This is a genomic window from Roseomonas sp. TS2 (assembly GCF_058833935.1).
Map to the genome: position 1 here is coordinate 13,386 of NZ_JCACVY010000001.1, position 21,626 is coordinate 35,011.

General features: G+C 66.0%; 24 protein-coding genes. 11 read left to right on the forward strand and 13 right to left on the reverse strand.

Annotated elements, in window-relative coordinates; all coding sequences use genetic code 11:
- Positions 1-22: 22 nt before the first annotated feature.
- Positions 23-532 carry a thermonuclease family protein gene (locus tag ACZJYS_RS00075; RefSeq protein WP_493175014.1) on the reverse strand — a complete coding sequence of 170 codons (510 nt, stop codon included), beginning with the start codon at positions 530-532 and terminating at the stop codon, positions 23-25.
- Between the two features lie 68 nt (positions 533-600).
- On the opposite strand from ACZJYS_RS00075, the gene ACZJYS_RS00080 reads away from it, so the two are divergent.
- Positions 601-792 (forward strand): hypothetical protein, encoded by a 192-nt coding sequence (locus ACZJYS_RS00080; RefSeq protein ID WP_493175016.1) that lies wholly within the window; start codon positions 601-603, stop codon positions 790-792.
- A 66-nt stretch (positions 793-858) separates the two neighbouring features.
- Here ACZJYS_RS00080 and ACZJYS_RS00085 read toward each other — a convergent pair whose 3' ends face one another.
- On the reverse strand, positions 859-1,698 hold the full coding sequence (locus tag ACZJYS_RS00085) for a hypothetical protein (protein ID WP_493175018.1): 840 nt from the start codon (positions 1,696-1,698) through the stop codon (positions 859-861).
- Between the two features lie 290 nt (positions 1,699-1,988).
- On the opposite strand from ACZJYS_RS00085, the gene ACZJYS_RS00090 reads away from it, so the two are divergent.
- The 4 genes from ACZJYS_RS00090 (at position 1,989) to ACZJYS_RS00105 (ending at position 5,825) form a co-directional block, all read left to right on the forward strand.
- Positions 1,989-3,260, forward strand: coding sequence for a DUF3427 domain-containing protein (locus ACZJYS_RS00090; RefSeq protein WP_493175020.1), 1,272 nt, complete (start codon positions 1,989-1,991; stop codon positions 3,258-3,260).
- Positions 3,257-4,270, forward strand: a complete 1,014-nt coding sequence (locus ACZJYS_RS00095) for a uracil-DNA glycosylase family protein (protein WP_493175022.1) — start codon at positions 3,257-3,259, stop codon at positions 4,268-4,270. Before ACZJYS_RS00090 ends, ACZJYS_RS00095 begins: the two co-directional genes overlap by 4 nt.
- Positions 4,271-4,445: 175 nt before the next feature.
- Positions 4,446-5,030, forward strand: coding sequence for a DUF3489 domain-containing protein (locus ACZJYS_RS00100; RefSeq protein ID WP_493175024.1), 585 nt, complete (start codon positions 4,446-4,448; stop codon positions 5,028-5,030).
- A gap of 345 nt (positions 5,031-5,375) precedes the next feature.
- Positions 5,376-5,825 (forward strand): GNAT family N-acetyltransferase, encoded by a 450-nt coding sequence (locus ACZJYS_RS00105; RefSeq protein WP_493175026.1) that lies wholly within the window; start codon positions 5,376-5,378, stop codon positions 5,823-5,825.
- Between the two features lie 95 nt (positions 5,826-5,920).
- On the opposite strand, the gene ACZJYS_RS00110 is transcribed toward ACZJYS_RS00105, so the two are convergent.
- Complete coding sequence (locus ACZJYS_RS00110) at positions 5,921-6,181, reverse strand: type II toxin-antitoxin system VapC family toxin (protein WP_493175028.1); 261 nt, start codon at positions 6,179-6,181, stop codon at positions 5,921-5,923.
- Here ACZJYS_RS00110 and ACZJYS_RS00115 point away from each other — a divergent pair.
- The gene (locus ACZJYS_RS00115; RefSeq protein WP_012112698.1) at positions 6,180-7,535 is read left to right on the forward strand and encodes an IS1380-like element ISPme1 family transposase; all 1,356 of its coding nucleotides are present in this window, start codon (positions 6,180-6,182) and stop codon (positions 7,533-7,535) included. The genes ACZJYS_RS00110 and ACZJYS_RS00115 overlap by 2 nt on opposite strands.
- A gap of 384 nt (positions 7,536-7,919) precedes the next feature.
- On the forward strand, positions 7,920-8,300 hold the full coding sequence (locus ACZJYS_RS00120) for a YbaN family protein (RefSeq protein WP_493175098.1): 381 nt from the start codon (positions 7,920-7,922) through the stop codon (positions 8,298-8,300).
- Between the two features lie 291 nt (positions 8,301-8,591).
- Here the strand turns inward: ACZJYS_RS00120 and ACZJYS_RS00125 are convergent, their stop codons facing one another.
- The 10 genes from ACZJYS_RS00125 to ACZJYS_RS00170 form a co-directional block, all read right to left on the reverse strand.
- The gene (locus tag ACZJYS_RS00125; RefSeq protein WP_493175031.1) at positions 8,592-8,747 is read right to left on the reverse strand and encodes a hypothetical protein; all 156 of its coding nucleotides are present in this window, start codon (positions 8,745-8,747) and stop codon (positions 8,592-8,594) included.
- 181 nt (positions 8,748-8,928) lie between these two features.
- Entirely contained in the window at positions 8,929-9,213 is a 285-nt protein-coding gene (locus tag ACZJYS_RS00130) for a type II toxin-antitoxin system VapC family toxin (RefSeq protein WP_493175032.1), read from the reverse strand.
- Positions 9,214-9,219: 6 nt separating this feature from the next.
- Positions 9,220-9,456 carry an AbrB/MazE/SpoVT family DNA-binding domain-containing protein gene (locus tag ACZJYS_RS00135; RefSeq protein ID WP_493175034.1) on the reverse strand — a complete coding sequence of 79 codons (237 nt, stop codon included), beginning with the start codon at positions 9,454-9,456 and terminating at the stop codon, positions 9,220-9,222.
- Positions 9,457-9,567: 111 nt separating this feature from the next.
- Positions 9,568-11,280, reverse strand: coding sequence for a terminase large subunit (locus ACZJYS_RS00140; protein ID WP_493175035.1), 1,713 nt, complete (start codon positions 11,278-11,280; stop codon positions 9,568-9,570).
- The gene (locus ACZJYS_RS00145) at positions 11,258-11,776 is read right to left on the reverse strand and encodes a phage terminase small subunit P27 family (RefSeq protein WP_493175037.1); all 519 of its coding nucleotides are present in this window, start codon (positions 11,774-11,776) and stop codon (positions 11,258-11,260) included. The genes ACZJYS_RS00140 and ACZJYS_RS00145 overlap by 23 nt, the downstream gene beginning before the upstream one ends.
- The gene (locus tag ACZJYS_RS00150; RefSeq protein WP_493175039.1) at positions 11,776-13,041 is read right to left on the reverse strand and encodes a site-specific DNA-methyltransferase; all 1,266 of its coding nucleotides are present in this window, start codon (positions 13,039-13,041) and stop codon (positions 11,776-11,778) included. The genes ACZJYS_RS00145 and ACZJYS_RS00150 overlap by 1 nt, the downstream gene beginning before the upstream one ends.
- A gap of 108 nt (positions 13,042-13,149) precedes the next feature.
- Positions 13,150-13,491 (reverse strand): HNH endonuclease signature motif containing protein, encoded by a 342-nt coding sequence (locus tag ACZJYS_RS00155; RefSeq protein WP_493175041.1) that lies wholly within the window; start codon positions 13,489-13,491, stop codon positions 13,150-13,152.
- A 299-nt stretch (positions 13,492-13,790) separates the two neighbouring features.
- Entirely contained in the window at positions 13,791-16,580 is a 2,790-nt protein-coding gene (locus ACZJYS_RS00160) for a hypothetical protein (RefSeq protein WP_493175043.1), read from the reverse strand.
- Complete coding sequence (locus ACZJYS_RS00165) at positions 16,577-16,846, reverse strand: helix-turn-helix transcriptional regulator (RefSeq protein WP_493175045.1); 270 nt, start codon at positions 16,844-16,846, stop codon at positions 16,577-16,579. Before ACZJYS_RS00165 ends, ACZJYS_RS00160 begins: the two co-directional genes overlap by 4 nt.
- Positions 16,847-16,934: 88 nt before the next feature.
- Positions 16,935-17,660, reverse strand: a complete 726-nt coding sequence (locus tag ACZJYS_RS00170) for a hypothetical protein (RefSeq protein WP_493175047.1) — start codon at positions 17,658-17,660, stop codon at positions 16,935-16,937.
- Positions 17,661-18,045: 385 nt separating this feature from the next.
- Here ACZJYS_RS00170 and ACZJYS_RS00175 point away from each other — a divergent pair, with 385 nt between their 5' ends.
- From ACZJYS_RS00175 to ACZJYS_RS00190, 4 genes are all read left to right on the forward strand, one after another.
- Positions 18,046-18,576: a DUF2924 domain-containing protein gene (locus ACZJYS_RS00175; RefSeq protein ID WP_493175049.1), complete on the forward strand. Its 531-nt coding sequence runs from the start codon at positions 18,046-18,048 to the stop codon at positions 18,574-18,576.
- Positions 18,573-19,925 (forward strand): recombinase family protein, encoded by a 1,353-nt coding sequence (locus ACZJYS_RS00180; RefSeq protein WP_493175050.1) that lies wholly within the window; start codon positions 18,573-18,575, stop codon positions 19,923-19,925. Before ACZJYS_RS00175 ends, ACZJYS_RS00180 begins: the two co-directional genes overlap by 4 nt.
- Positions 19,922-20,320: a hypothetical protein gene (locus tag ACZJYS_RS00185; protein WP_493175052.1), complete on the forward strand. Its 399-nt coding sequence runs from the start codon at positions 19,922-19,924 to the stop codon at positions 20,318-20,320. The genes ACZJYS_RS00180 and ACZJYS_RS00185 overlap by 4 nt, the downstream gene beginning before the upstream one ends.
- 1,081 nt (positions 20,321-21,401) lie before the next feature.
- Entirely contained in the window at positions 21,402-21,626 is a 225-nt protein-coding gene (locus ACZJYS_RS00190; RefSeq protein ID WP_493175054.1) for a hypothetical protein, read from the forward strand.

Sequence of the window (21,626 nt, forward strand, 5' to 3'; positions counted from 1 at the left end):
GTGCTGCGGACGGCTTCGGGCGCTACTTGTGGCCTGCCCTCCGCCATTCCCAGGGCGGCATGCGCTTGGCTTCCGGCAGCCCCCAGAGCCCTCTGTGCCCGACTTGTGCCTCATGCTCGAGGCGAAGAAGTACGGGATCATCGCTGTACTGCCGGTACACCCAGGCGGCTCCGCGGCGGACCATCTCGGCGTTGATTTCCTGAAGGCCGGCGTAGACGCGGCCCACAGCGCGCCGGTAGCGGTCGGTGCCGCGGACGACAACCCGAACGGTCTTGCCGAAGGCCAAGTCCGACAGCGACCGTCGGGCCTGGGTGCCGTAGGGCTGGCCGCGCTCGGGTGTATCGATCTCCGCCAGCCGGATCCGCACCTCCGCGTGCCGCTCAGTCAGGAGGGTCAGGGTATCGCCGTCGGTGATGCCGACGACGCGCCCCATGATCTCCTCGGCTGCCGCCAGCTGCGCCAGTAGGCAGAGAATGGTGCTGAGCAGGATCCGCGCCATCACCACCGGAGCACGCAACTGGGTCGGTGCCATGGTGTATAGGGTCGCCGGACAGGGTGAAGGCGAGGTGAACGCCGCGCACCGTTGGTCCGTTCGCCTCGATGCCGCTGATCGAGCGTCAGGGGATCCGCCGCTTCGTCACCGCCACGGAAAGCGTGGCCGGGCTGAGGTCGAAGGTGGCGGAGGGCGAGATGTTGCGCGCTATCACCCGGACCGTGTTGTTGGTCCAGGCCGCTCTCCAGGGCGAGTTCACAGAAGGGGCAGCGGAAGTTGCGACCGGCCCGCAGCAATGACAAGCTGGCCAAAGGCAGAAGGCGGCCGACTTGGTTTGCAGTTCGACGACCGTGAACTTGCAGCGGTCAATGGAAGTTGACGTTGCGATGGAAGGCACCAAAGGTCGCCTGCAGCCAGGCGATGTCCGCCTGCCACTCCGCAAGCGCCTTGGTCATATTGGCAGCCCGGGGTCGGGCCATGGCGATGCAAAACCGCAAATGTCGGACGATGCGCTGCAGCCGGACGGAGCTGCCCGGCACGCCGCACTCCGCCCGCATCGCGGCTGGCATGTCCCCCGGGAGCGGCCGCTCATAGGCCCGGCGCAGGATGTCCTGCCGGCGCCAAGCCGAGATTCCGGAAACGCCGACCTGATAGCCCATCAGCTTGAGGAAGCTCTTCTCGTGCCAGTCAGCCTCGGTAAAGCGGCCGCGCGCACCTTCGGAGCCGAAGGAGGGCAGCGGTGGCGCGCTGCTCGGGGCCGCTGCGGGCGGTACGGCTCGAGGCGGTGCCGGCGAGGCAAATGCGCTCCGCGGCGGTGGGGGCGGCTGGCGTGGAGGGGGCCAGGCCGGCGCTAATGCGGTCGCTATCCCCGGATGGCTCTCGACCGCTCTGGCGCTCACATACTCAATCACCGGCAGCCGGCTGGCAGAGGTGAGAGGCGAAGCGCCGTAGGTTCGAGGCGTCGCGGGCAGCGGCGTTGGTGACGTGGCGCCGGCTGAAGGCTGTGTGGGCTGCGCCCTCGCCGACGTTGCGGTTGGAGCCGGATCGGCCTGTGCCACAGAGAACAGCCCGAACAGGAACATGGCGCACAGGGCAGCAAAAAGGAGGCCCACGGCAACGGCATCGTGGGGCTTCATGCCGGAGTGGCCTGCAGCAGCAGTCCCCACTCCCGCCATGCCAAGGCAGATCAGAAGCTTGACGAGCACGATCTGCTGGGGGTGGTGCGTCGGAGATGCCTTCCCCGACGACCGGGGAACGTCAGCGCCAAGGGGCATGCTCAGCCTCCCATCCGCATGGGGCGGTGAGCAGCCGCACCAAGGAGCCCGGCAGCCAGACGCTCGGGCCCCGCTTCGCCTCCCTGCCCACGGCGACGCAGGAACTGCGCAGGGCATTGCACGCCACCTCCCGCACCATCCCGCGCCTCCCTATCCGCAATGCAGCTTCTAACTCGTGAGTTGAATGATTATACTGGAGAAATGGTCGCACGGTCTTCTCTATGAGACAATCCAGAAATTTGGATGATCCGCTAACTTCCCCGGCTCTGCTTTGGGAGTCCCAAGTCCGTATTGCCCAGCTGCAAAGCCGCCAAGCCGTCCTTAGGGCGGTGGCCGAGCATGACCGGCTTGGCAGTGCGGCCTTCCTGCGGAAGTACGGCTACGGCACGCCAACCGGCTACTGGATCCTGCACGAAGGCAAGCGCTACCCGTCCAAGGCCATCCTGGGCGTGGCCTGGCACTATGAGGACCCGGCTCGCCCGGTGCTTCGCCCAACCCAATTCAGTGGCGGCGAGGCGACCGTGCAACGAAAGGCGGAGCAACTGGGCTTCAAGGTCGTCGTCGATTCGGCCCTGCAGCCCGCAGGCCAGCTCCTCTCGGGGCAACTGACGCCAGACGAAGTCTACACACGGGCCGATCTGGCCGAGCGACTGGGGATTAGCCCCGGCGCCATGGGGTCGGGCGTTTTCCGGCGGAAGGGCTCGTCCTCGGTGCTGCTGTTCGTCACCGAGCACAAGTCCGCCGATCGCACGCCGTACGAGGACCGCCTGGAATGGGACGTGCTCCACTGGCAAGGGCAGGAGAAGCGCGGGACAGACGCCTGGATCGTCGAACATGTCGAACGCGGCCTGGAACTCCTGGTCTTCTACCGCCGCCAGAAAGGGGAGCTCCCGGGCTACGGCTTCCGTTATCTCGGCCCCTTCACCTACGTCTCACACCAGACGCCGGGCGGGCCGGGCGCCAGCAGCTTTGTTCTCCAGCGCGAGGGCACCCTTGGGCAGGCGGACCTGTCCATCGGTGCCCAAGAGGCCAACGAGCAGCCCTTCGATCCGCAGAACCTGGAGGACGCGCGAACCACCGTTCTGCGCGCCATCAAGGCCCGACGCGGCCAGACCGAGTTCCGCCGCAGCCTGATGGTGGCCTACGGCGAGCGCTGCGCCGTCACCGGATGCGCCGTTGCCGACGTGCTGGAAGCCGCGCACATCCTGCCGTATTGCGGCGATAAAACCAACCATCCCTCGAACGGTCTTCTGCTGCGGGCAGACCTGCATACCCTCTTCGACTGCGGCCTGATTGCAGTCGATCCCAGCGGTGCGGATGGCCCGAAGCTGGTCGTCGCATCCTCCCTCCACGATTCGGAGTACGGCGGCCTCGATGGGCGGCCGCTCCGTCCAAGGGAGCCCGGGGCGGTGCCTATCAGCTCCGAGGCGCTTACCCTGCGGCACGCTGAGTTCATTCGCCGGCATCGGCGGCAGGTGGCGGACGGCGCATGAGCCATGTCACCGCAGTCGCACTGATGATGTCGGACCGCGAGGAGGATAGCCTCGGCGTGCCGCCCCCGCCGCTCGCCGCGCTCCAGGCTTGGCTCCGGCGCGCGAACTCCGGCCAGCTGGTCGCTGTCGACCAGCGCTTCTGCGGCTGGCAGCATCCGGGCATTGCCTGCCTTGGGGGCCTCAACCACTTGGACGTGGAAGGCTTCGTCGCGATCTTCCATGAGCAGGATTGGCGGTACCCAGAGCAGACCGTACTGGTCCTGACGACAGAAGACGAGCCGGCACAGGTGCACCGCCCTTCTCGGCAAAGGCTGGTAGAGGCCAAATTTGATCCGGCGTTTATCTCCCGCGTGGCCATGCTCTGGCAGAGCATCCTTCGGGTCGAGCACTCCAGCTTCTTTGCGGGCTCGGAGGCACAGGGCCGGGACCGCAGCCATGGCTATGACAGGCTGCCGCAGCCCGGCTTTGTGGGCGCTCTATACCAACCAGGCGGCGTCCTGCTGCTCGGGCAAAATCCTGGAGCAGATCCGGTTGGGAAGGGCCTCTCCACTACGGATCAGCTGCAATATCGCCTTCTGGAGCGACTGCGCGATGCAATGGATGAACAGGCCGCGACGGACGCCGCGCAAAGCCTTATGCAGGCCCTCGGCGAGGAGGTTATGCCGACCTGGCGGATCATCCGCACAGTGGTCGCGCCTCTTCTGGACGGGTTGGGCCTTTCACTCTGCGATGTGGCTTACACCAACCTCGTCAAGTTCCGGACGAAGGACAGTGGATTCCGGGCCGCCCTCTATCGCAATTCCTGGGAGCTGACGGAGACACAGATTAGGCTCCTAGCACCTTCCATAATCATTGCCCTCGGCGCCCAGACCTTCAGTCACTTTCGCCGCCATTACTCGGGCTCTGCGCGCGTGTTCCGCATCCGCAGAGGAATCGGGGATAGCTTCCTGCCAGAGGGAGGGCGCGAGGACATCGCGGCCATCCTTGCAGCGATGCGACCGAGCACATGAGTGGTAAGGGGGGATTTGTGATCTGCCAGCCCGGTCAGAAGAGATACGCAGAAGGGGGTTGCTTCATGGCGTAAGCTACGCGAAGCGTAGCGCCACGCCCTGCGCCGCTTCGGATCGGCAGGGCTTGCCCTGGTAGCGGCCGGCCAGTCTCGGTCAACCGCACCGGAGGCTGACCATGGACACAACCGACACCCTCTCCCCCTCGGCCCGCGCGGTGCTAATCGCCGCCGCTGACCAGGCAGATCGCCGCGCTCTCGCGCTCAACCTGCCCGCGGCTGCGCAACGCGCCGTGCTCCGGTCTCTACTCCAACGTGGGTTGCTGGAGGAGGACGCGGGGAAGTTCCGCATTACTGGGGCAGGACTGACGGCGATCGGCGCTCCGGCGGAAGCCGCCGCAGCGCCTGTCGCTCGCACCAACCTGCGCAGCGCCGCCCAAGTGGCGGTAGCGGCTTGGGAAAGAGGCAGCGGCTTGGAGGAGGCCCTCACCGCCCTACGGGCTGCTCTGGCTGCGCCACGCGGTTCACCGGCCGACACAAAGCGCGCCCAGGTGCTGGCGTTGCTCCGCCGCCCCGAGGGCGCCAGCGGACCGCAGATCGCCGAGGCCACCGGCTGGGCACCGCACACAGTGCGTGGCTTCCTGGCTGGCGTGCAGCGGCAGGGACACAGGGTCGAGGTTTTGGAACGCGTCCGGCAAGTTGGAGCCGGCAAGGCCGGCGCTCGCGGCAGCTATACCGTTTACCGTCTGGCGGAGGAGGCCTGATGCGACACCTGTCTCCTGCCGACACTGCCTCGTCAGCTATTGCTGCCTTTCCCCTGCCGCGCCAGGACGGAGGCCGTCTGGGTCCAGATACTTCCTGAATCGGATAGCCCCGGCACCAGCTCGAAACAGGAACTGGTTTTCCCGTCTCGTATCAGACAGGAGAATGGGCGCACACGACAGCGGCGTACATGCTGACGCCACTTGGCTCGACCTGCGCGTTACTGACCATGTTGGCTGTTTACCCTCAGCCTGGCCAAGCGCGGAGTGATTGAGGCCGGGACGCAGCCTTGCTTCATGCCGTGGCTGATCCGGGCTAACCTGCCTCCACATGTTTGGACCGCACGGGTGACATCACGCTACGGCTTGGAGATCCGCGCTGCCACCGCCGCCGAGGCGCCTGGTCTCGCCGATCTGCTGGCGACGGCCGGCTACGCCATTGATGCGCGTGACCTGGCAGAGCGGCTCGCGGCGTTGCGTCAGGCATCAGCAACCGCGCTAGTGGCGCTGCAATGGGGGCCGCCCAGTGGCTTGGTGGTGATGCATTGGTATCCGATGCTCGAGGCAGCTCGTCCCAGGGCGCAGATCAGCACGCTGTTGGTCAGCGTCGAGGAGCGCCGCCGCGGGATTGGCCGGCTACTGGTCAAGGCGGCCGCGCAGGCTGCACGTATCGCCGGCTGTGGTGAATTGGAGATCATCGCCACGCCGGATGCGCCGGCCCTGTACGAATTCTGCCGAGCCACAGGCTTTGTTGAAACCGGTCCCCGATTTACTCGACCGCTGCGCAAGCAGGGGTAGCAGTCCTGTCTTTCTATACGAGCGCTCACCAGCCTGTTTCGGTACCGCTGCCGCTGCCGCTGCCGCTGCCGCTGCCGCTGCCGCTGCCGAGACCATTACTCCTGATCTGGCCCGATCAGCGCAACAGTGGGAAAGTAGCTGCGGTAGCGTGTCAAATCCCGGGTCAGCAGCGGTAGCTGCAGGACCGCCGCCTGAGCGCCGATCAGGAAGTCGGGTAGAACACCGGTGCGAGAGCCTCCACGGGAGCGATAAGCCTTGAACCCACATTCTCCAAGTAAGTCGCTGATTTCGCTGTCGTAATCGTGATATTTCGCATATAAATCATGGCGTTGACGGCTGCGAGGGGCGCGTTTCATGGATCACCTGGAGGGTGCGGGCTTGGCGCGGGGAGATCGGGTTGATTTCGACCGCCGTGTGCGTCTGGAGTTCCGTGGTGCGCAGATCAGTTCAGACGGTGGCCTGCTGGTGATGCGCGAGCTTGATGACGTGCTCGGCCTGTCCAATCTGGCGTCGGAGGCGCTGCGAGACAGCCGCACCGGGAAGAACACGCTCCATCGGCTTGACGGATTGTTCCGGCAATCGGTGTTCGGACGACTGGCCGGATACGAGGATGTGAACGATGCCGACCGCTTGGCCCTCGATCCCGTGATGCGTCAGGTCGTTGGCGGCAGGGCCGTCGAGGCGCAAGCTGCTTCGGCATCGCAGATGGGACGGTTCGAGACCGAGACGCTGGCTCTGGCCGCGAACCGGGCGGCGCTGGCCGATCTGAACGGCCAATGGATCGACCGGTTTCATGACCGCAACGGGTTGAAATACATCGTGCTGGACATGGACAGCTCGGTCAGCCCCACCCACGGCGATCAGGAAGGTGCTGCCTGGAACGGGCATTTCGACTGCACCTGCTATCACCCCATCTTCTTGTTCAACCAGTTTGGCATGCTGGAGCGCTGCGCCCTGCGTAACGGCAATGTCCACAGCGCCGATGGCTGGCGGGATGTCCTTGATCCCGTCATTGCCCGATATGCTGGCCGCGACCTTGGTGGACGCTTCTTCCGGGCCGACGCTGCCTACGCGATCCCCGCGATCTATATGCGGCTGGAAGAAGCCAGGTTCTTCTACGCCATCCGTCTGCCCGCCAACGCCGTCTTGCGCGAGAAGATCGCGCATCGGCTGACACGGCCCGTGGGACGGCCTTCGCTGACCAAGGTCAAACGGTTCTTCGAGGACTTCGAGTATCAGGCGGCGTCCTGGGACAAGCCGCGCCGCGTCATCGCCAAGATCGAATGGCATCCGGGCGAGCTGTTCCCCAAAGTCGGCTTCATCGTCACCAACCTGCCGATGGAGCCAGACTGGGTGGTGAGGTTCTACAACCAGCGCGGCACCGCAGAGCAGCACATCAAGGAAGGCAAATATGCCTTTCGCTGGACGCGGCTGTCATGCCGGAAGTTCCGGCACAACGAGGTGCGGCTGCAACTGCACGCGCTGGCCTACAACCTGGCAACCTTCCTGCGCTGCATCGAACTGCCCGAGGCCATGGCGGACTGGTCGTTGACCAGCCTGCAACTCAAGCTGATCAAGATCGGCGCCCGCGTCGTCCGCCACGCCCGCGCCATTACCTTCCAGTTGGCCGAGGTCGCCGTCACCGGCCCGATGGTGCGGGCCGTCCTTGCCGCCATCCGCCGTCTTCGAACGCCTCCGTCATGCGCATGACCACGATCCATGCCCAAGCTGAACGAAAGCGGCAGGACAGGTCCGTCTGCCGCGCGGAAAAGCGGCTCTGCCGGGCCAGAATGCTGCGGGTTCGAGGCTTGATCCACCCGACTTCGGCCGTTTGCGCGACGACAGACACCGCTCGGGGCGAAAAACGCTTGCCCAGCGAGCAAAAACTAGGCGATCTTGAAGTCAAGCGGCAGGCCACTTGGGGAATGTCGGTCAGCATTTTTCTGCCAAAGTAGTGCTAGCCTGAACCGGAACGCCGGACTGAGCTCAGGACTCATGACGCCGCTGCGGCTGGGCAAGCCTGCTGTCACGGGCTAAGTCAAGCTAACATTCCGCCCACGAGCAAGGATCCCCCCTATTAGCAAGCGTCCCACCCTGAAGCCCCGCTGGCAGCGCCCACTTTATGTCTCGCTCGGCTGCCTCTGTGTCGTCTTCGGCATCGTTGCGCTGGTGATCCCATTGATTCCCGGCGTCGTATTTCTTGTGCTCGCGACCGCTTGCTTTTCTCGCTCGTCGCCCGCGATGGAGAAATGGCTGACAACGCATCCGCGGTTCGGCAAGCTCATAATGGACTGGCAGTCTTCGGGCGTGATCCCGCGTGGCATGAAATGGATCATTACGTTCAGTGTGATAGTAAGCTATTCGTTGATCTTCCTGGAGACGGAGTCGCGTGTTCTACAGGCCCTCGCGGCCGGAATCATGCTCTCCGTGCTCGCCTATGTTTGGAACAGGCCGGAACAGCCTTTGTCGCCTTGAGCTTCCATGCCGCAAAATGATGCGTGGTCCCCGGCTCGGTTTCCGTACGCGTTCAAACGCCGCCTTTACGCTTTCGTCGGATGTTAGATCGCTCTAGCAGTCTGTCGGGTTTGGGTCTGCTGGCGGTGTGATAGTCGGGTTGTGGGTCAGGCGGCGGGCCGCAGACGATGAAGCCTGCGGCAGTTGTAGGCCAGAGCGATCAGGGTCCACTCGCTGGCAACCTTGGCGATGCCGCTTTGTACCCCGGGACGCCGGGGTGTGGAAGCCCGCGGCATCGCAACTGAGCGGGGTTCAGTCCTTGGCGCGGCCCCAGTCAACACCGAAGACGATGTCGCCGCCGCGGCGCACCGGGTTCGTCAGCCAGGTCGTTCCAGCCCAGTGGACGAACCACGCGCCACCACGCTTGAACGGCCTGCGCAGCACGCCCTGCCCGCCATCCTCGACCATGACCGTTGGTAGTTTGTGTAACAGTCGTATCAGCCTGAGGGTCTGACCGTTTCTGCCGCCTGGGCAACGGCGCCCCGGACTTGAAGTGGGACGGTCCGGGTTCTCCGACCGCTCGCCACGGCACGGCACAAAGCCGCATCGCCCGTCGCGGAGGCAGGACGTTGCCGTCCACCCCGTTCCGCTACTCCCACTCCCAACCCCGCGGTGCATACGGGTTGAAGGCCTTGCCGGCGAGGAACAGGGCAGGGCGGGTGAGCGGCTCCAGCCGGAGGTCGGCATCGGCCACGAAAGCGTCCATCTGCTCGATGCCCGCAAAGCGCACCGAGAGCTCGGCGTAGATGACGTCGTTGATCAGCAGCGGTCCCTGCGCCGACGCGGCTTCCAACTGCCGCAGCGACCAGTCCGCCCAACGCGGGTCGTCTGTCGCGACGTCGAGCAGGACGTTGGTATCGACCAGCGTGGCCAAGCCGGCTCAGCCTTCGCCGCGGGTCAGGGCCATGATCTCGTCGGTGCTCATGCCAGGCCCCGCCGCACCGCGCAGCTTGGCGAACCGGCTTTGCGGCCGCGGCGTGGCACCCGCGCGGGTCAGCACGACCTGACCCTCCGGCGTCAAGCGGAACTCGACCGCGCTGCCGGTGGTGATGCCCAGGAGATCGCGCACCGGCTTCGGGATGGTGACCTGGCCTTTGCTGGTCACGGTGGTTGTCATGGCTGCCTCGGTAATACCGATGTATAGAGAGGTATTACTTAGGGTTTTTCGGCGCCGCTGCCAAGCGCCATGCGCCTCCCGCAGGGCATCGCTGGCCACTCGCGGGACCGCTCACACGAATACCGGGTTTCTCAGGAACTCCCCGATATTGCCCTGCTCGCCGTCACTGGTGGCCCGCCCCAGCGCCATGATCAGCGCCATGGCGGCGTCAATCTTCTGCTCGGGCCGGGCCTTGCGCGGGTAGACGTTGCCGCGCGCGTCGTAGTGCCCGACCACATTGCCGAGGCACCATTCCAGCACCGGGTTGCCGTCGTGCCGGATGCGGCCGGCCAGCATCGCCGCGCCCAGCTCCTTGGTGGGCTCCGAGAGGTTGCCCGTGCGCATGTGGAACTCGACCACCGGCAGCCCGTCGGCGGCCAGTGACTGGCGCATCTGCCGCGCCTGCCAGGGATCGAACGCCAGGCTGCGGATCTGGAAGCGCTCGGCCAGGCTGCGCAGATCCTCCTCGACGGTGCGCATGTCGGTCTCGCTGCCTGGGGTGACGGTGAGCCAGCCCTCCGCCGCCCAGCCGGGATAGGAAGGGTTGCGGGCCTCCAGCACCGCTGCCTCGTTCAGGTAGCAGCGCGCCAGGACGTCGTAGTGCGGCTTGCCATCTCGGTCCTGGCTCGGAAACACCAGGGCCAGCGCCGTCAAATCGGTAGTGGCTGCCAGATCCACCGCCACATGGCACTCCTGTCCTGCCAGCGCTTCCAGGGTGAGACTGGGATCCGTGCAGGCCTTCCAGGCCCGGGTGCTGAACAGCGCCTCGTCGGCGCCAACCCAGACGTTCAGATGCCGGGTCTTGGCCGCCGCCTCTTGCGCTGGGTTGTTGCGGGCCTGGCGCATGATGGCGCGGATGGCGTCCGGCTGCACCGCCTGACCCCAGGAGGGATTGGCCTTGATCCAGGAGGCTTCCTGCCAAGGGTCATCGCCCTCATCGACGGTATAGATCAGCGCGAACAGCCGCTCATCCTGCTGCAGCCCCTCCAGTACCCGGACCGCGTAGTCCCACATCTGCCGGCCGATGCCGCTGGTATTGCCGGTGGCGGTGCTGATGGAGAGCAGCAGCGGGTGGCGGCGCTTGCCCATGGCGGTGAGCAGCACGTCATAGACCAGGGCGGTGCGGTGGCTGGCCAGTTCATCGCAGACGGCGACCGCCACGTTCAGGCCGTCGAGCGACTTGGCGTCCGAGGAGACCGGCACAAACTTGCTGGCGGTGTGTTCCTGGTAGATGGCGTTGGCCCGCTCTGCTACCCCGAAAGCCTGGCGGAACTCCGGGCTGCGGCGGACCATCTGCTGCGCGGCGTCGAACAAGATGCGGGCCTGGTCCCGGGTGACCGCGGCGGCGTAGCCCTCGGCACCGCCTTCGCCCTCGATGAAGGTCAGGTAGAGGGCGATGGGCGCGGCGAAGGTGGTCTTGCCGTTGCCGCGCGGCACATAGACCACCGCCTGGCGGAACCGCCGGGTGGTGGTGCCGCGCTCCACGAAGCCGAACAGATTGGCAAAGACAAAGCGCTGCCAGCCCATCAGGCGGAGGGGACGCCCTGCCTCCGGTCCCTTGATGTTGGGCAGCTGCTCGGCGAACAGCATCGCTGCCTCGGCGAGATCAGGGCGAAACGCCCAGGGTCCCGTTCCAGCCTCCGCTGCCGCCCTATCGGCCAGGAAGCGCTCCGCCGCCTGACGCACGTACTGACAGGCAGAGCTCGTGCCGCCAACCACCGCCTCGGCATAGGCCAGCGCCTCGGCCACGCCCGGGCAGGGATCAGCCGGCGTCTTGGCGGCCATGGATCACCTGCAGCCGGGTCCAGGGGCTCTCGCTGGCCGGCGCCTCTGGCTGGCCTGCGGCCAGCCTCGGCCGGGCCGCTGGCGAGAAGCCCAGCTCGCTGGCTGCGCGCAGCATGGTCTCGGCGGCGTGGCGGATGATGCGGAGGTACGGGGAGGGGATCGGCTGGCCGTCCTTGCCGCGGGTCATCAGCGGCAGGGTGGAGCTGGCATCGAGCTTGGCCTGCTGCTGCACGGCGGTGCGGTGACGGTCCTCTGCCTCCACCCACACCGCCAGCACGCCACGGTCGAGCGGCTTGAGCAGGCCCTTTGGCGCATGACCCATGGCATAAGCCCAGCTCTCCCGCTGACCCGGGCTCATCCAGTCGGGGGCGGTGGCGGCCAGCTCGCCCTCCGGCACGGGCTCTCCCGCCCGGCCACGGCCATGGCGCGTGGCGTTGAAGGAGCCGCGCAGTTGGTGCAGCGCGGTCGGCACGGGTTTGGGACCAGGGCGCGGCATCAGGCGGCCACCACCGCCTCAGGCTGGCGCGCAGAGGCGATCTCCGCAAATCCTCGGCCATCGCCCGCCAGCACCGCCTGCTGGCCTGTGAAGGCCTGCCAGCGCAGCACCGCCACGTCGACATAGGCCGGATCGAGCTCCAGCGCGTGACAGGCGCGGCCGGTCATCTCGGCGGCGATCAAGGTGGTGCCGGAGCCGCAGAACGGCTCGTACACCGCCTGGCCGGCCGAGGAGTTGTTCTCGATGGGCCGGCGCATGCAGCCGACGGGCTTCTGCGTGCCATGGATCGTGGCCGCATCCTGATCGCGCGAGGGGATCGACCAGAGGGTGGTCTGCTTGCGGTCACCGGACCAGTGACCCTTGGCGCCGTCGCGCACGGCGTACCAGCAGGGCTCATGCTGCCAGTGATAATGCCCACGGCTCAGCACCAGCCGGTCCTTTGCCCAGATGATCTGCGCGCGGATCTGGAAGCCCGCGGCCAGCAGGCTCTCGGCCACGGTGCTGGCGTGCAGCGCACCGTGCCAGACATAGGCGACCGCGCCGGGGAACAGCGCCCAGGCCTCGCGCCAGTCGGCCCGGTCGTCGTTCAGCACCTTGCCGGTGCGCTGGGTGCCCGAAAGACCGGCCTGGTTGCGCCACGCCGGGTCGTAGGCGACGCCATAGGGCGGGTCGGTAACCATCAGATGCGGCTGGACGCCGTTCAGGGCCTTGGCCACGTCATCCGCGCCGGTGCTGTCGCCGCAGACCAGCCGGTGCCGCCCGAGTTGCCAGACATCGCCCAGGCGGCTCACCGGAACCGCCGGCGCCTCGGGCACGTCATCCGGATCGGTCAGCCCGGCGCTGTCCTCCGCGGTGAGTGCCGCCACCTCCTGGGCGCTGAAGCCGGTCAGCGACAAATCGGCGCCCATGCCCGCGAGGTCCGCAAGCTCGGCCCGCAGCATGGCCTCGTCCCAGCCGGCATTCAGCGCCAGCTTGTTGTCGGCCAGCACATAGGCGCGGCGCTTGGCCTCGGACCAGCCGCGGGCGACCATCACCGGCACCTCGACGAGACCGAGGCGCTGCGCCGCCAGCACGCGACCATGCCCGGCGATGATGGTGCCGCTCTCATCCACCAGCACCGGCACTGTCCAACCCCACTCGCGGATCGAGGCGGCGATTTGCGCCACCTGCGCGTCGGAGTGGGTGCGGGCGTTGCGGGCATAGGGTGTCAGGCGCGCCAGAGGCCAGCGCTGCACCTGATCCGCCGGCCAAGCTGTCTGCTGCATGCTCAGAGCCTCCGCCGCAAATTGGCCGAATGTGCAATCGTGAAAAATCTGCGGGGGACGCGGTCCCCCGGCACAAGCCGGCGAGTTTTGACCCGCCCCCCCCGGGGGTCATGGTGGTTGACCCCGCCGCTGCAGGCCGCTCGCGGTCAGCGCGGCATGACAGGAGCGGCAGAGTGCGCGGAGGTTGGCGCGGGCCAGGCGCCAGTCGGGGCGCGCGGCGATCGGCGTGATGTGGTCGATCTCGGTTGCAGCCACCACCCGGCCTCGCTCGCGGCAAAAGCGACACAGCGGCTCCTCGGCCAGCACCGTCAGCCGCAACCGCCGCCACGCGGTGTCATAGCCGCGGGCCGACGCCGATCCGCGCTGCCGGTCCAGCGCCTGCATCTGCGCGCGACGTACCGCGTGCGGATCGTCGCGCGGTGGGTGATGCAGAGCGGGGCGGAGCGGCATTACACATCCTTGGGACACCTGTGCAAAATACACCTCCGAGATTCGTGCTGCTACATGACATTCTTTCGCTCGGCTTCCTTTGTCTACGCTGCAGGAAGCATACTTCCGCATTTTGCAGGCGCGCCTGCTGCCAACGTCGCGCGCGATCGAAACCCGCTCCCGCGGTGGCTTAGTGGCTTTGGTGGCTTAGATTTCACCCCTCTCCTGTAACTGTCATACGCACACATCACGATTAAACATGAGTAGGAAGCTCTGTGACACTTCCCGCGGGGTATGGAAAACAAAGCCACTGAAAGCCACTAAGCCACCGGATCAAGACGAGGTTCTGCAGGACGATCCGACTCAGCTGCGACCGGCTGAAGCTCCCACGTCAGAAAGCCGGTCAGCAGGCCTTTCCGTACAATCCTCAGACCGGCGACGATGCGGTTCTCGTTGTTGCTGATCCAGCGGCTCAGGCGACGACTGTTCACCGAGCCGTTGTCGCCCGCCACCTGCAAGAGCGCTTCGCGGAAGGCGGGGTGAACAGGCGTCGGTCGCTCGGTAAAACCGAAACCAGGGCGGGCCACAGTCCTGGTGGCGCACTCGATGATGTCCTGCACCGCGACACGCCGGCCACCCAGGGCCTCCCACCACTGGCTGAGAACAGCAGTCAGCGCATCCAACTGCGGATCCTGCGCGCGCACCGTCTCCAACGTCGTGACCGGGTCGGATTGGCCGAGCCAGATCAGAGCGTCACGCACCCAGCGGCTCCACTCACCAAACGAGCCCAGCGGGTCGGCCTGCTGTGGCCGGCCAGCCACATGGTAGGCCCGCAGGACCGTAAGTGCCGCGACGAGATAGCGGGGTCGGTGAGCCTTGATCTGCCGCACCGGGTCGGAGGCAAACCTCCGCAGCTCCGGGCGCTCACACTGCGGGTCGACCTGGCAGAGCAGCGCCCGTCGTGCCATGTCGCCGACCAGGACGAGGTTGTTGCCGGTGGCCGTGACCATGGCGTTGGCCGGGAGCTCGGGCGCCTCTGAGCGGCCCAGGATGCGCGCGCGGACGATCGGCTGCGTCAGCATCTGGCAGAGGAACTCGCCTCCCAGGGGAGCCTCGCAGTTATCGATCGGGATGACCGCCTCGCCTGCGAGCAGCAGGGCACCGAGACGTTTCTCCAACTCCCCCTCCGTCTTGCCCTGCGCGATGACGGCCGCCTCGCGCCCGCTGGCGATGAGGGTGGCGATGTCCACCAGCTTGGACTTGCCCGAACCCATGACGGGGGCGGAGAAAGCATGCAGGGGGGCAGTTGGCAGCGAGCGACGGATGCAGGCGGTCAGGATCGCCGACAGTGCCACCGCCCGATCCGCCTCGCCGACGAAGGGAAAGGTCTGGATCAGCTGCAGCAGGACGGACAGCGCTCGTCGGCCCTCCTCCCAGTCCGGCTGCTCCGGGATCTCGGCGAACGCGGCGCCATGAGTGTTAAGCAGAAGTCCCGTCGCGGCATCGTAGCCAGGCCGCGCGAGGATAGAGCCGTCAGGCCGCAGCGTGGGAGCATTGATCAAGCCTGTCAGCACCGGCAGGCGCCAGCGGCCAACCCGCTGCAGGTAGGTTGCAGCGACCTGCAGTGGCGCATCAATGGCCAGCCAATCCTCCGAGCGTTTGTCGTACTTCAACCACTCCGCCGCTTGGGTCATGGCTTCGACGAGAGCTCGCTCGCCAACCTCCAGGATGCGAAGGGTCGAGACGTCGTGGCGCTGCCTGACATTGACCCGCACGGCGCCCGGACGCACGACGAAGGCGCCCCTCTGGTAGAGGCCGAGATCGGCGTGCAGGAGGGCATCCTCAGCTTGGTCGACAATGCTGGGGATCTGGCCCGCAACGAAACGGATGACTGGCCGCTCCTGGCCTGAGAGGAACTGCGGCGCCGTGAGGTCAGCCACGGTCAGCCAGCCCTGCTCCAGCATCTGCCGGAGAAACAGAAGGCGATCGCGACCATCGCAATGGGCATGTCGGCAGTGGCAGACAAAACCACGGCTGGTACTCTCGCTGGCATTTACGACGAAGGTGGCAGCGTCTGCGCCGGCTTGCGTGTGCGATTCCTCATTGACGCAGCGCAGGTGGTGCTTGGTACCTTCGGCCACCTTGCCCGTGAAGATGTCCGGCCGGCGCGTATGGAGCGCTGCGACAATCTCGAACCGTCCAGCGTAAAGGCGCGCCCATTCCTGAAGCTCAAGGGTCTCTCCGGTCGCAGCATCGGTAAAGGCCAGTGGTTCCTCGCTTCCGAAGAGACGCTTGTGGCGACGACCATCAGGCTGCGCTGCCTTTGCGCGATCAGGCCGCGGTGCGGGCGGTAGCCCGAAAAGATCGCAGACCTCGCCCTCCAGCACAGCTGTCTCGGGAGGAGGACCGTCCGGGGGGCGGCGGGGCAGATAGAACAGGCGGGAGGTATCAGTGCAGGCCTGGTCGTGGCTGAGGTGGAGGGCGGCCGCGAGTGCCTCGATCCGCTCCTGCCAAGCCTTATTGGCCCCGAACTGGCTATCGTAGCTGGCAGCCAGCCAGGGCCGGAGCAGCGGCAGGGCGATGCGAAACTTGGGGCAGGGCTGATGCTCGAGCACCACGAACTCGCCGGTCTCAGGCACGATCCGGGCGCCTTCCACAACCCGCGGCAGGTAGCCTTTGGCCAGGAGGAAGTCGGCCGGGGCGCGGCGTCGGTCGGGCGCGGTGAGCAGGAACTTGTCCCAGTTGCCACGCCTGACCTGAGTTTTGTTCGTCAGGTGGGAATGAGTGGAGGCGATGATTGCCGCCCACCTCTGCTTAACAAGCGCGCTTTGGATCTCGGCAAGAGTATGGCCAGCGTCGCTGTCAAGCATGACGACATCAATGCGGGCCGCATCGTTCTTGTGCCGCCGCGTTCCAGTAAAGGTGGCAGGGACAATACAGGGCCCTTCCTTGGGGCCAATCTGATGCTGGGTCAGCAGGGAGGTCAGCTCACCCCAGGCCAGATCGCGCCGATCGGTCCAGACCCTGTCCATGTAGGACCCAAAGGTGCAGGCATAGGTCCGGGCGGTCGGCCCCATCTCCTCCTGCTTGGCTTCTCTATGAGCGTTCATTGCCCACCGATCCCATCCTTGAAGCGCTTCGTTGGGCTGCTGCTGTGAGGCTCCAGCGTCTCGCGCGCAGCGTGCCGCTGCTGCACCTCGAATGCCTCGATGTCCTCAAGACGGTAGGCAACGCGTGCGCCAATTTTGAGGAAGGGAGGACCGCCTCCAAGCCAGCGCCAGCGCTCCAGCGTGCGCGGACTGATACCCCAACGTTGTGCGAGGTCAGCCTGGCGAAGATGGCGGGGAGAAAGGTGGTTTGGGCAGAGAGAAGGCATGCGGTGCACCTCGCAAGGGATCGAGATGCCACAAGGTTAGTGCGCCTGAATGAGCAGAAATCGGGTGAGCGATATTTGGTTGAGCGATCTATTTTAGAACAGGTTTTTCGCTCAGCAGACGCTCGTAGATCCGAGGCAGATCTGTTCGGATGGTCTGCTCATGTGGAATCTGCCGCCCCCCGCTGCGATGTTCCTTGCCGAGCCACTTGTGCAAGAGCCGTGCGATTTCGGTCCAAACGGGTCGCTGCCCCGGGCGATTGGCCGCGCGCCGCTGCACCTCGACCCAGTTCGCGCGGAGGGCGGCCTCGATCAGCGGTTCGTAGCTCGTACGTCCTCGTGGGCGCGGAGAGAGGACTGCGCGTGCTTCAGGTGGATCGTCGGGCAGGGCAGCATTCGCTTCCGCGCTGAGCTGCCGCCCTGCGCGACGCACCGTCACGTTCATGAACTCGAGGTCCTGAACTGTGGTGGAGACCATGTCCGACGCCGTATTGAAGATCAGCAACCGTGCCCACAAGGTGGGGATCACCGATCGAGCGGTCGCCAAGATCGGCGCGCACTGCAATCCTTCCAAGATAAGCTCCCCGGAGGCGATCTGCTTCCGAAAGCCGGGCTCCAGCGCCTGCCATGCATTCTGCCTCCGCTCCATCACCGCGTCATAACGCGCTCGCTGCCTCGCGAACATCGCGACGAGATACGGGTGCTGGGGGAGTGGTGTTCCGAACATCTCGTGCTTCCAAGCATCATGCATCGAGTACGGTGGGCCGATCGGCGGAAAGGGAACAGCCTCCCGCATGACCTCTTGGTACTGTGCCACCAAGGCTGGATCCCCAAACTCCAGGAACGCCTTCCGCAAAGGCAAGCACACAGGTTTAGCTGGCACGACGAGGATGTCCTCCCATGAAGCTAACACCGCCCTCAAGGTGCTCTTCTGTTCTAACCAGCAATCCCCGGCCGGTCGACCCTGGGAAGCCGACGCAGGAGCCGCCAGCCGCCCAACATCAGCGTGATCTGAACCTTCACCTTCCCCCACATCTCCGCGAAGTCTGTGCCCTGCTCGCGACTGGCCTGCTGCGTCTCCGCAGCCGCACCGCCGAGGATCTGGCGCAGGACCGCGAAACAGGCCGAGGAGTGGGTGAGATTTCGCTACACTTCACCGCCCAGCAGAGCGGTCCTGTGTCTCCCACGAATCGGATGTCTCCATGACCCGGCAATCTGCTGCTCGACCGCGCAAGGTGCCCTCCCAGGCCCTCAGCGCCGGCTCTACTCCGCCCACCATCCCGGTCATCCCGCCCGCCGACGTGCTGGGCCGCTTGGCGGCGCTGCAGACCGCGCCCATCGCCCATCTGAAGCGGCAATGGCGCGAGTTGTACGGCACGGAGCCGCCGCCTTTCAGCCGTACCTACATCCAGTCCCGCTTGGCCTATCGCATCCAGGAACTGGCCTATGGCGGGTTGAAGCGGGAAACCCGCGCCCGGCTGGAGGCGCTGGGCGAGCAGCTGGATGGCGGCAACGTCGTGCTCCGCCGGATCCGCGCGGATAGCCGGCCGCTCCCGGGTACCCGGCTGCTGCGGGAGTACGATGGCGTCCAGCACGTGGTGACGGTGCGCCCCGACGACTTCGAGTTTGAGGGCCGGCCCTACCGGTCGCTCTCCGCCATTGCCCGGCACATTACTGGCACGCGGTGGAATGGCTGGACCTTCTTCGGGCTGCGCGGGAGGCCTGGGGCATGAGCCGTCGTGCGCGCGCCGAACCGGCTATGCCAGCGGCGACCAGGAAGCTCCGCTGCGCCGTCTACACTCGGAAATCCACCGATGAGGGGCTGGATCGGGAATTCAATACCCTCGACGCGCAGCGCGACGCCTGCGAGGCCTATATCACCAGCCAGCGCGCTGAGGGTTGGGTGCTGGTGCGAGACCGCTACGACGATGGCGGCTTCTCCGGCGGCACGCTGGAGCGCCCGGCCTTGCAGCGCCTGCTGCGCGACATCGAGGCCGACCAGGTTGACGTCATCGTCGTTTACAAGATCGACCGGCTTAGCCGCTCGCTGATGGATTTTGCCAAGCTGGTCGAGGTGATGGACGCCCATGGCGTGACCTTCGTCTCGGTGACGCAAAGCTTCAACACCACCACCTCCATGGGCCGGCTGACGCTGAACATCCTGCTCAGCTTCGCACAGTTCGAGCGCGAGGTGATCGGCGAGCGGATCCGCGACAAATTTGCCGCCTCCCGGGCCCGGGGCATGTGGATGGGGGGCAAGGTGCCGCTCGGCTATGATGTGCGGGACCGGAAACTGGTGGTGAATGAGGGCGAGGCGGCCCGGGTCCGGCGGCTGTTCGAGTTGTTTGCCGAGACGGGCTCGGGCGTGGAGACGGCCCGGCGACTGCGTGCTGAAGGCGCCACCAGCAAGTCGGGCCGGCCGCTCGACAAGGGGGACGTCTACAAGCTGCTGAACAACCGGACCTATGTCGGCGAGGCTACCCACAAGGGCAAGGTCTACCCGGGCGAGCACCAGGGGATCGTGCCGCGGGAGCTGTGGGACCGGGCGCATGCCGTGCTGCAGGTCAGCCCCCGGCTGCGTGCCAACCAGAATCGGGCGCAGACGCCGGCGCTGTTGAAGGGGCTGATCTTTGGGGTGGATGGCCGGGCGCTGTCGCCGACACACACCCGCAAGAACGGCCGGCTCTACCGCTATTACGTGGCTCAGCAGGTCCTGAAGGGTGGTGCCGCCGGTGACGCCAGCATCGTACGCCGGGTATCAGCCGCGGAGATCGAGGCGGCGGTGGTGGACCAGGTGCGGGCGCTGCTGCGGCAGCCGGAGATCGTGGTCGGCACCTGGCAGGCGGCGCGCCAAGAGGCGCTGGACCTGACGGAGGGCGAGACCCAGGAGGCGCTGTATCGCCTCGATCCGCTCTGGGAGCAGCTATTCCCAGCGGAGCAGGCGCGAATTGTGCGGTCGCTGGTGGAGCGGGTGGTGGTTGGCCCGTCCGGTGCCGACATCCGCCTCAGGGTGGAGGGGCTGGCCGGCCTGGTCCAGGATCTGACCGCCATGGCCCCTGAGGCGCTGAGGCCTGCAGCATGAGCGTGGCCACCAGCATTACGGTTCGAGTGCCGCTGACGATCCGGCGGCGGCCGGGGCGGAAGACGGTGGTGGCGCCGGTTGGCCAGGACACCGCGCTTACGGTTAGGACGAAGTCTGACCCGGCGGTGGTGAAGGCGCTGGCTCGAGCATTCCGGTACCAGCGGCTGCTCGACGATGGACGCTACGCTTCCATCAGCGAGATGGCGGCGGCCGAGCGGATCGAGCGCGGCTACTTGGGCACGCTGCTGCGGCTGACGCTGCTGGCGCCGGATCTGGTTGAGGCGATCCTAGACGGGCAGCAGCCAGAGGGTATGACGCTGCCGGGGCTGTTGGAGCCGTTTCCAGTGGAGTGGGAGAGTCAACGATCACATGCCAACGCGAAAACGACGGTATAGAGCCCGACCACGGGATCTGTTGCGCTGGCTTGCGCGTGCCGGAGAAGCGCCTCTGCCCTTCCAGGCAGCGCCAGATGGGGACGAATCGGCAAGCTGTCCGGCAATCTCCCCTCCCATTCTAGTGCGTTCGCATTTACGCTTCCCCAACAGTCGTGGAGCGGGATTCGCGTAATGGACATATTTGAGTTTAGGAATCGCCTGACGGCTGACGGCACTTTCGAGCAGCGGCGTCCATGAATGTTCTCAGATGGCCTCTCGTCCGAGCGACCAAAAAGGGCTGCCGCGTAGCGGGTCGTTGCGCCTCTGCGCTTTTGCTGTGCCTCTGCGTCGCCGCATGTGCTGTGCCGCCGCCTGCTCAGACGAAGCCGCAGCCGCCCGCCGCTCGGGCACAATTACAGCAGGCGCCTCGCATTACTTTACCCGCTCCCGGCCCGAGGCGCGCAGCAGCAACCGCTTGCTACGAGGCGACGATCATGTCGCCACAGCCTTTCCTCGGCAATCACGGAGAGGTAGCCCGCCTTTCCGACGGCTCCCTGTGGGAGGTCCAGTTCGAGTACGAATACCTCTATGAATACAGCCCTACCGTCGTGATATGCCCAGCCAACGGCCGCCTTCATGTGCACGGCAAATCACTAAACGTGAGCCAGATTTCGGCGGGTCCGTCTTCGGGAGGGGCAGCGATACCGTCACCGTCCTCGGGCGTCACTGAGTCCAGGATCGACGGAGAGTTCAGGGGCTGGGATGGAGAGACAGTCTTCCGGCTCCAAAATGGCCAAATCTGGCAACAATCCAGCTACGCCTACCGGTATCACTACGCCTACTCCCCTCGTGTCACGATCATTCGAATAGCCAGTAGGCATGAGATGATCGTCGAAGGCGTCGACGGTCGCTTGCCCGTGCAAAGGTTGCGGTGATGTCGTCAGCACGCATCCCTCCCCATGAGCGACGCGTGATTGCAGTTGCGCTAGCTCTCAGCGGTTCGAAGCTGTTGCTGGCGCTGGGCAGCATGGCGAACCTCGCCTCCTTGGCGGCAGATGCGACGCTGGTGAAGGCACTGGCCCGAGCGTTCCGATAGCGGCGGATGATGGAGGCCGGGCGATATGGCACCATCAACGAGCTGGCGGCGGCCGAGAAGATCAACTCGTCCTACGTCTCGCGCATCCTGCGCCTCACGTTGCTGGCGCCAGACATCGTCGAGGCGATTCTGAACGGGCGGCAGCCAGAGAGCATGACACTGCCGGCGCTGATGGAGCCGTTTCCGGTGGAGTGGGAGGGCCAGCAGGCCAGTGCAGGTCGACCGCCGTGA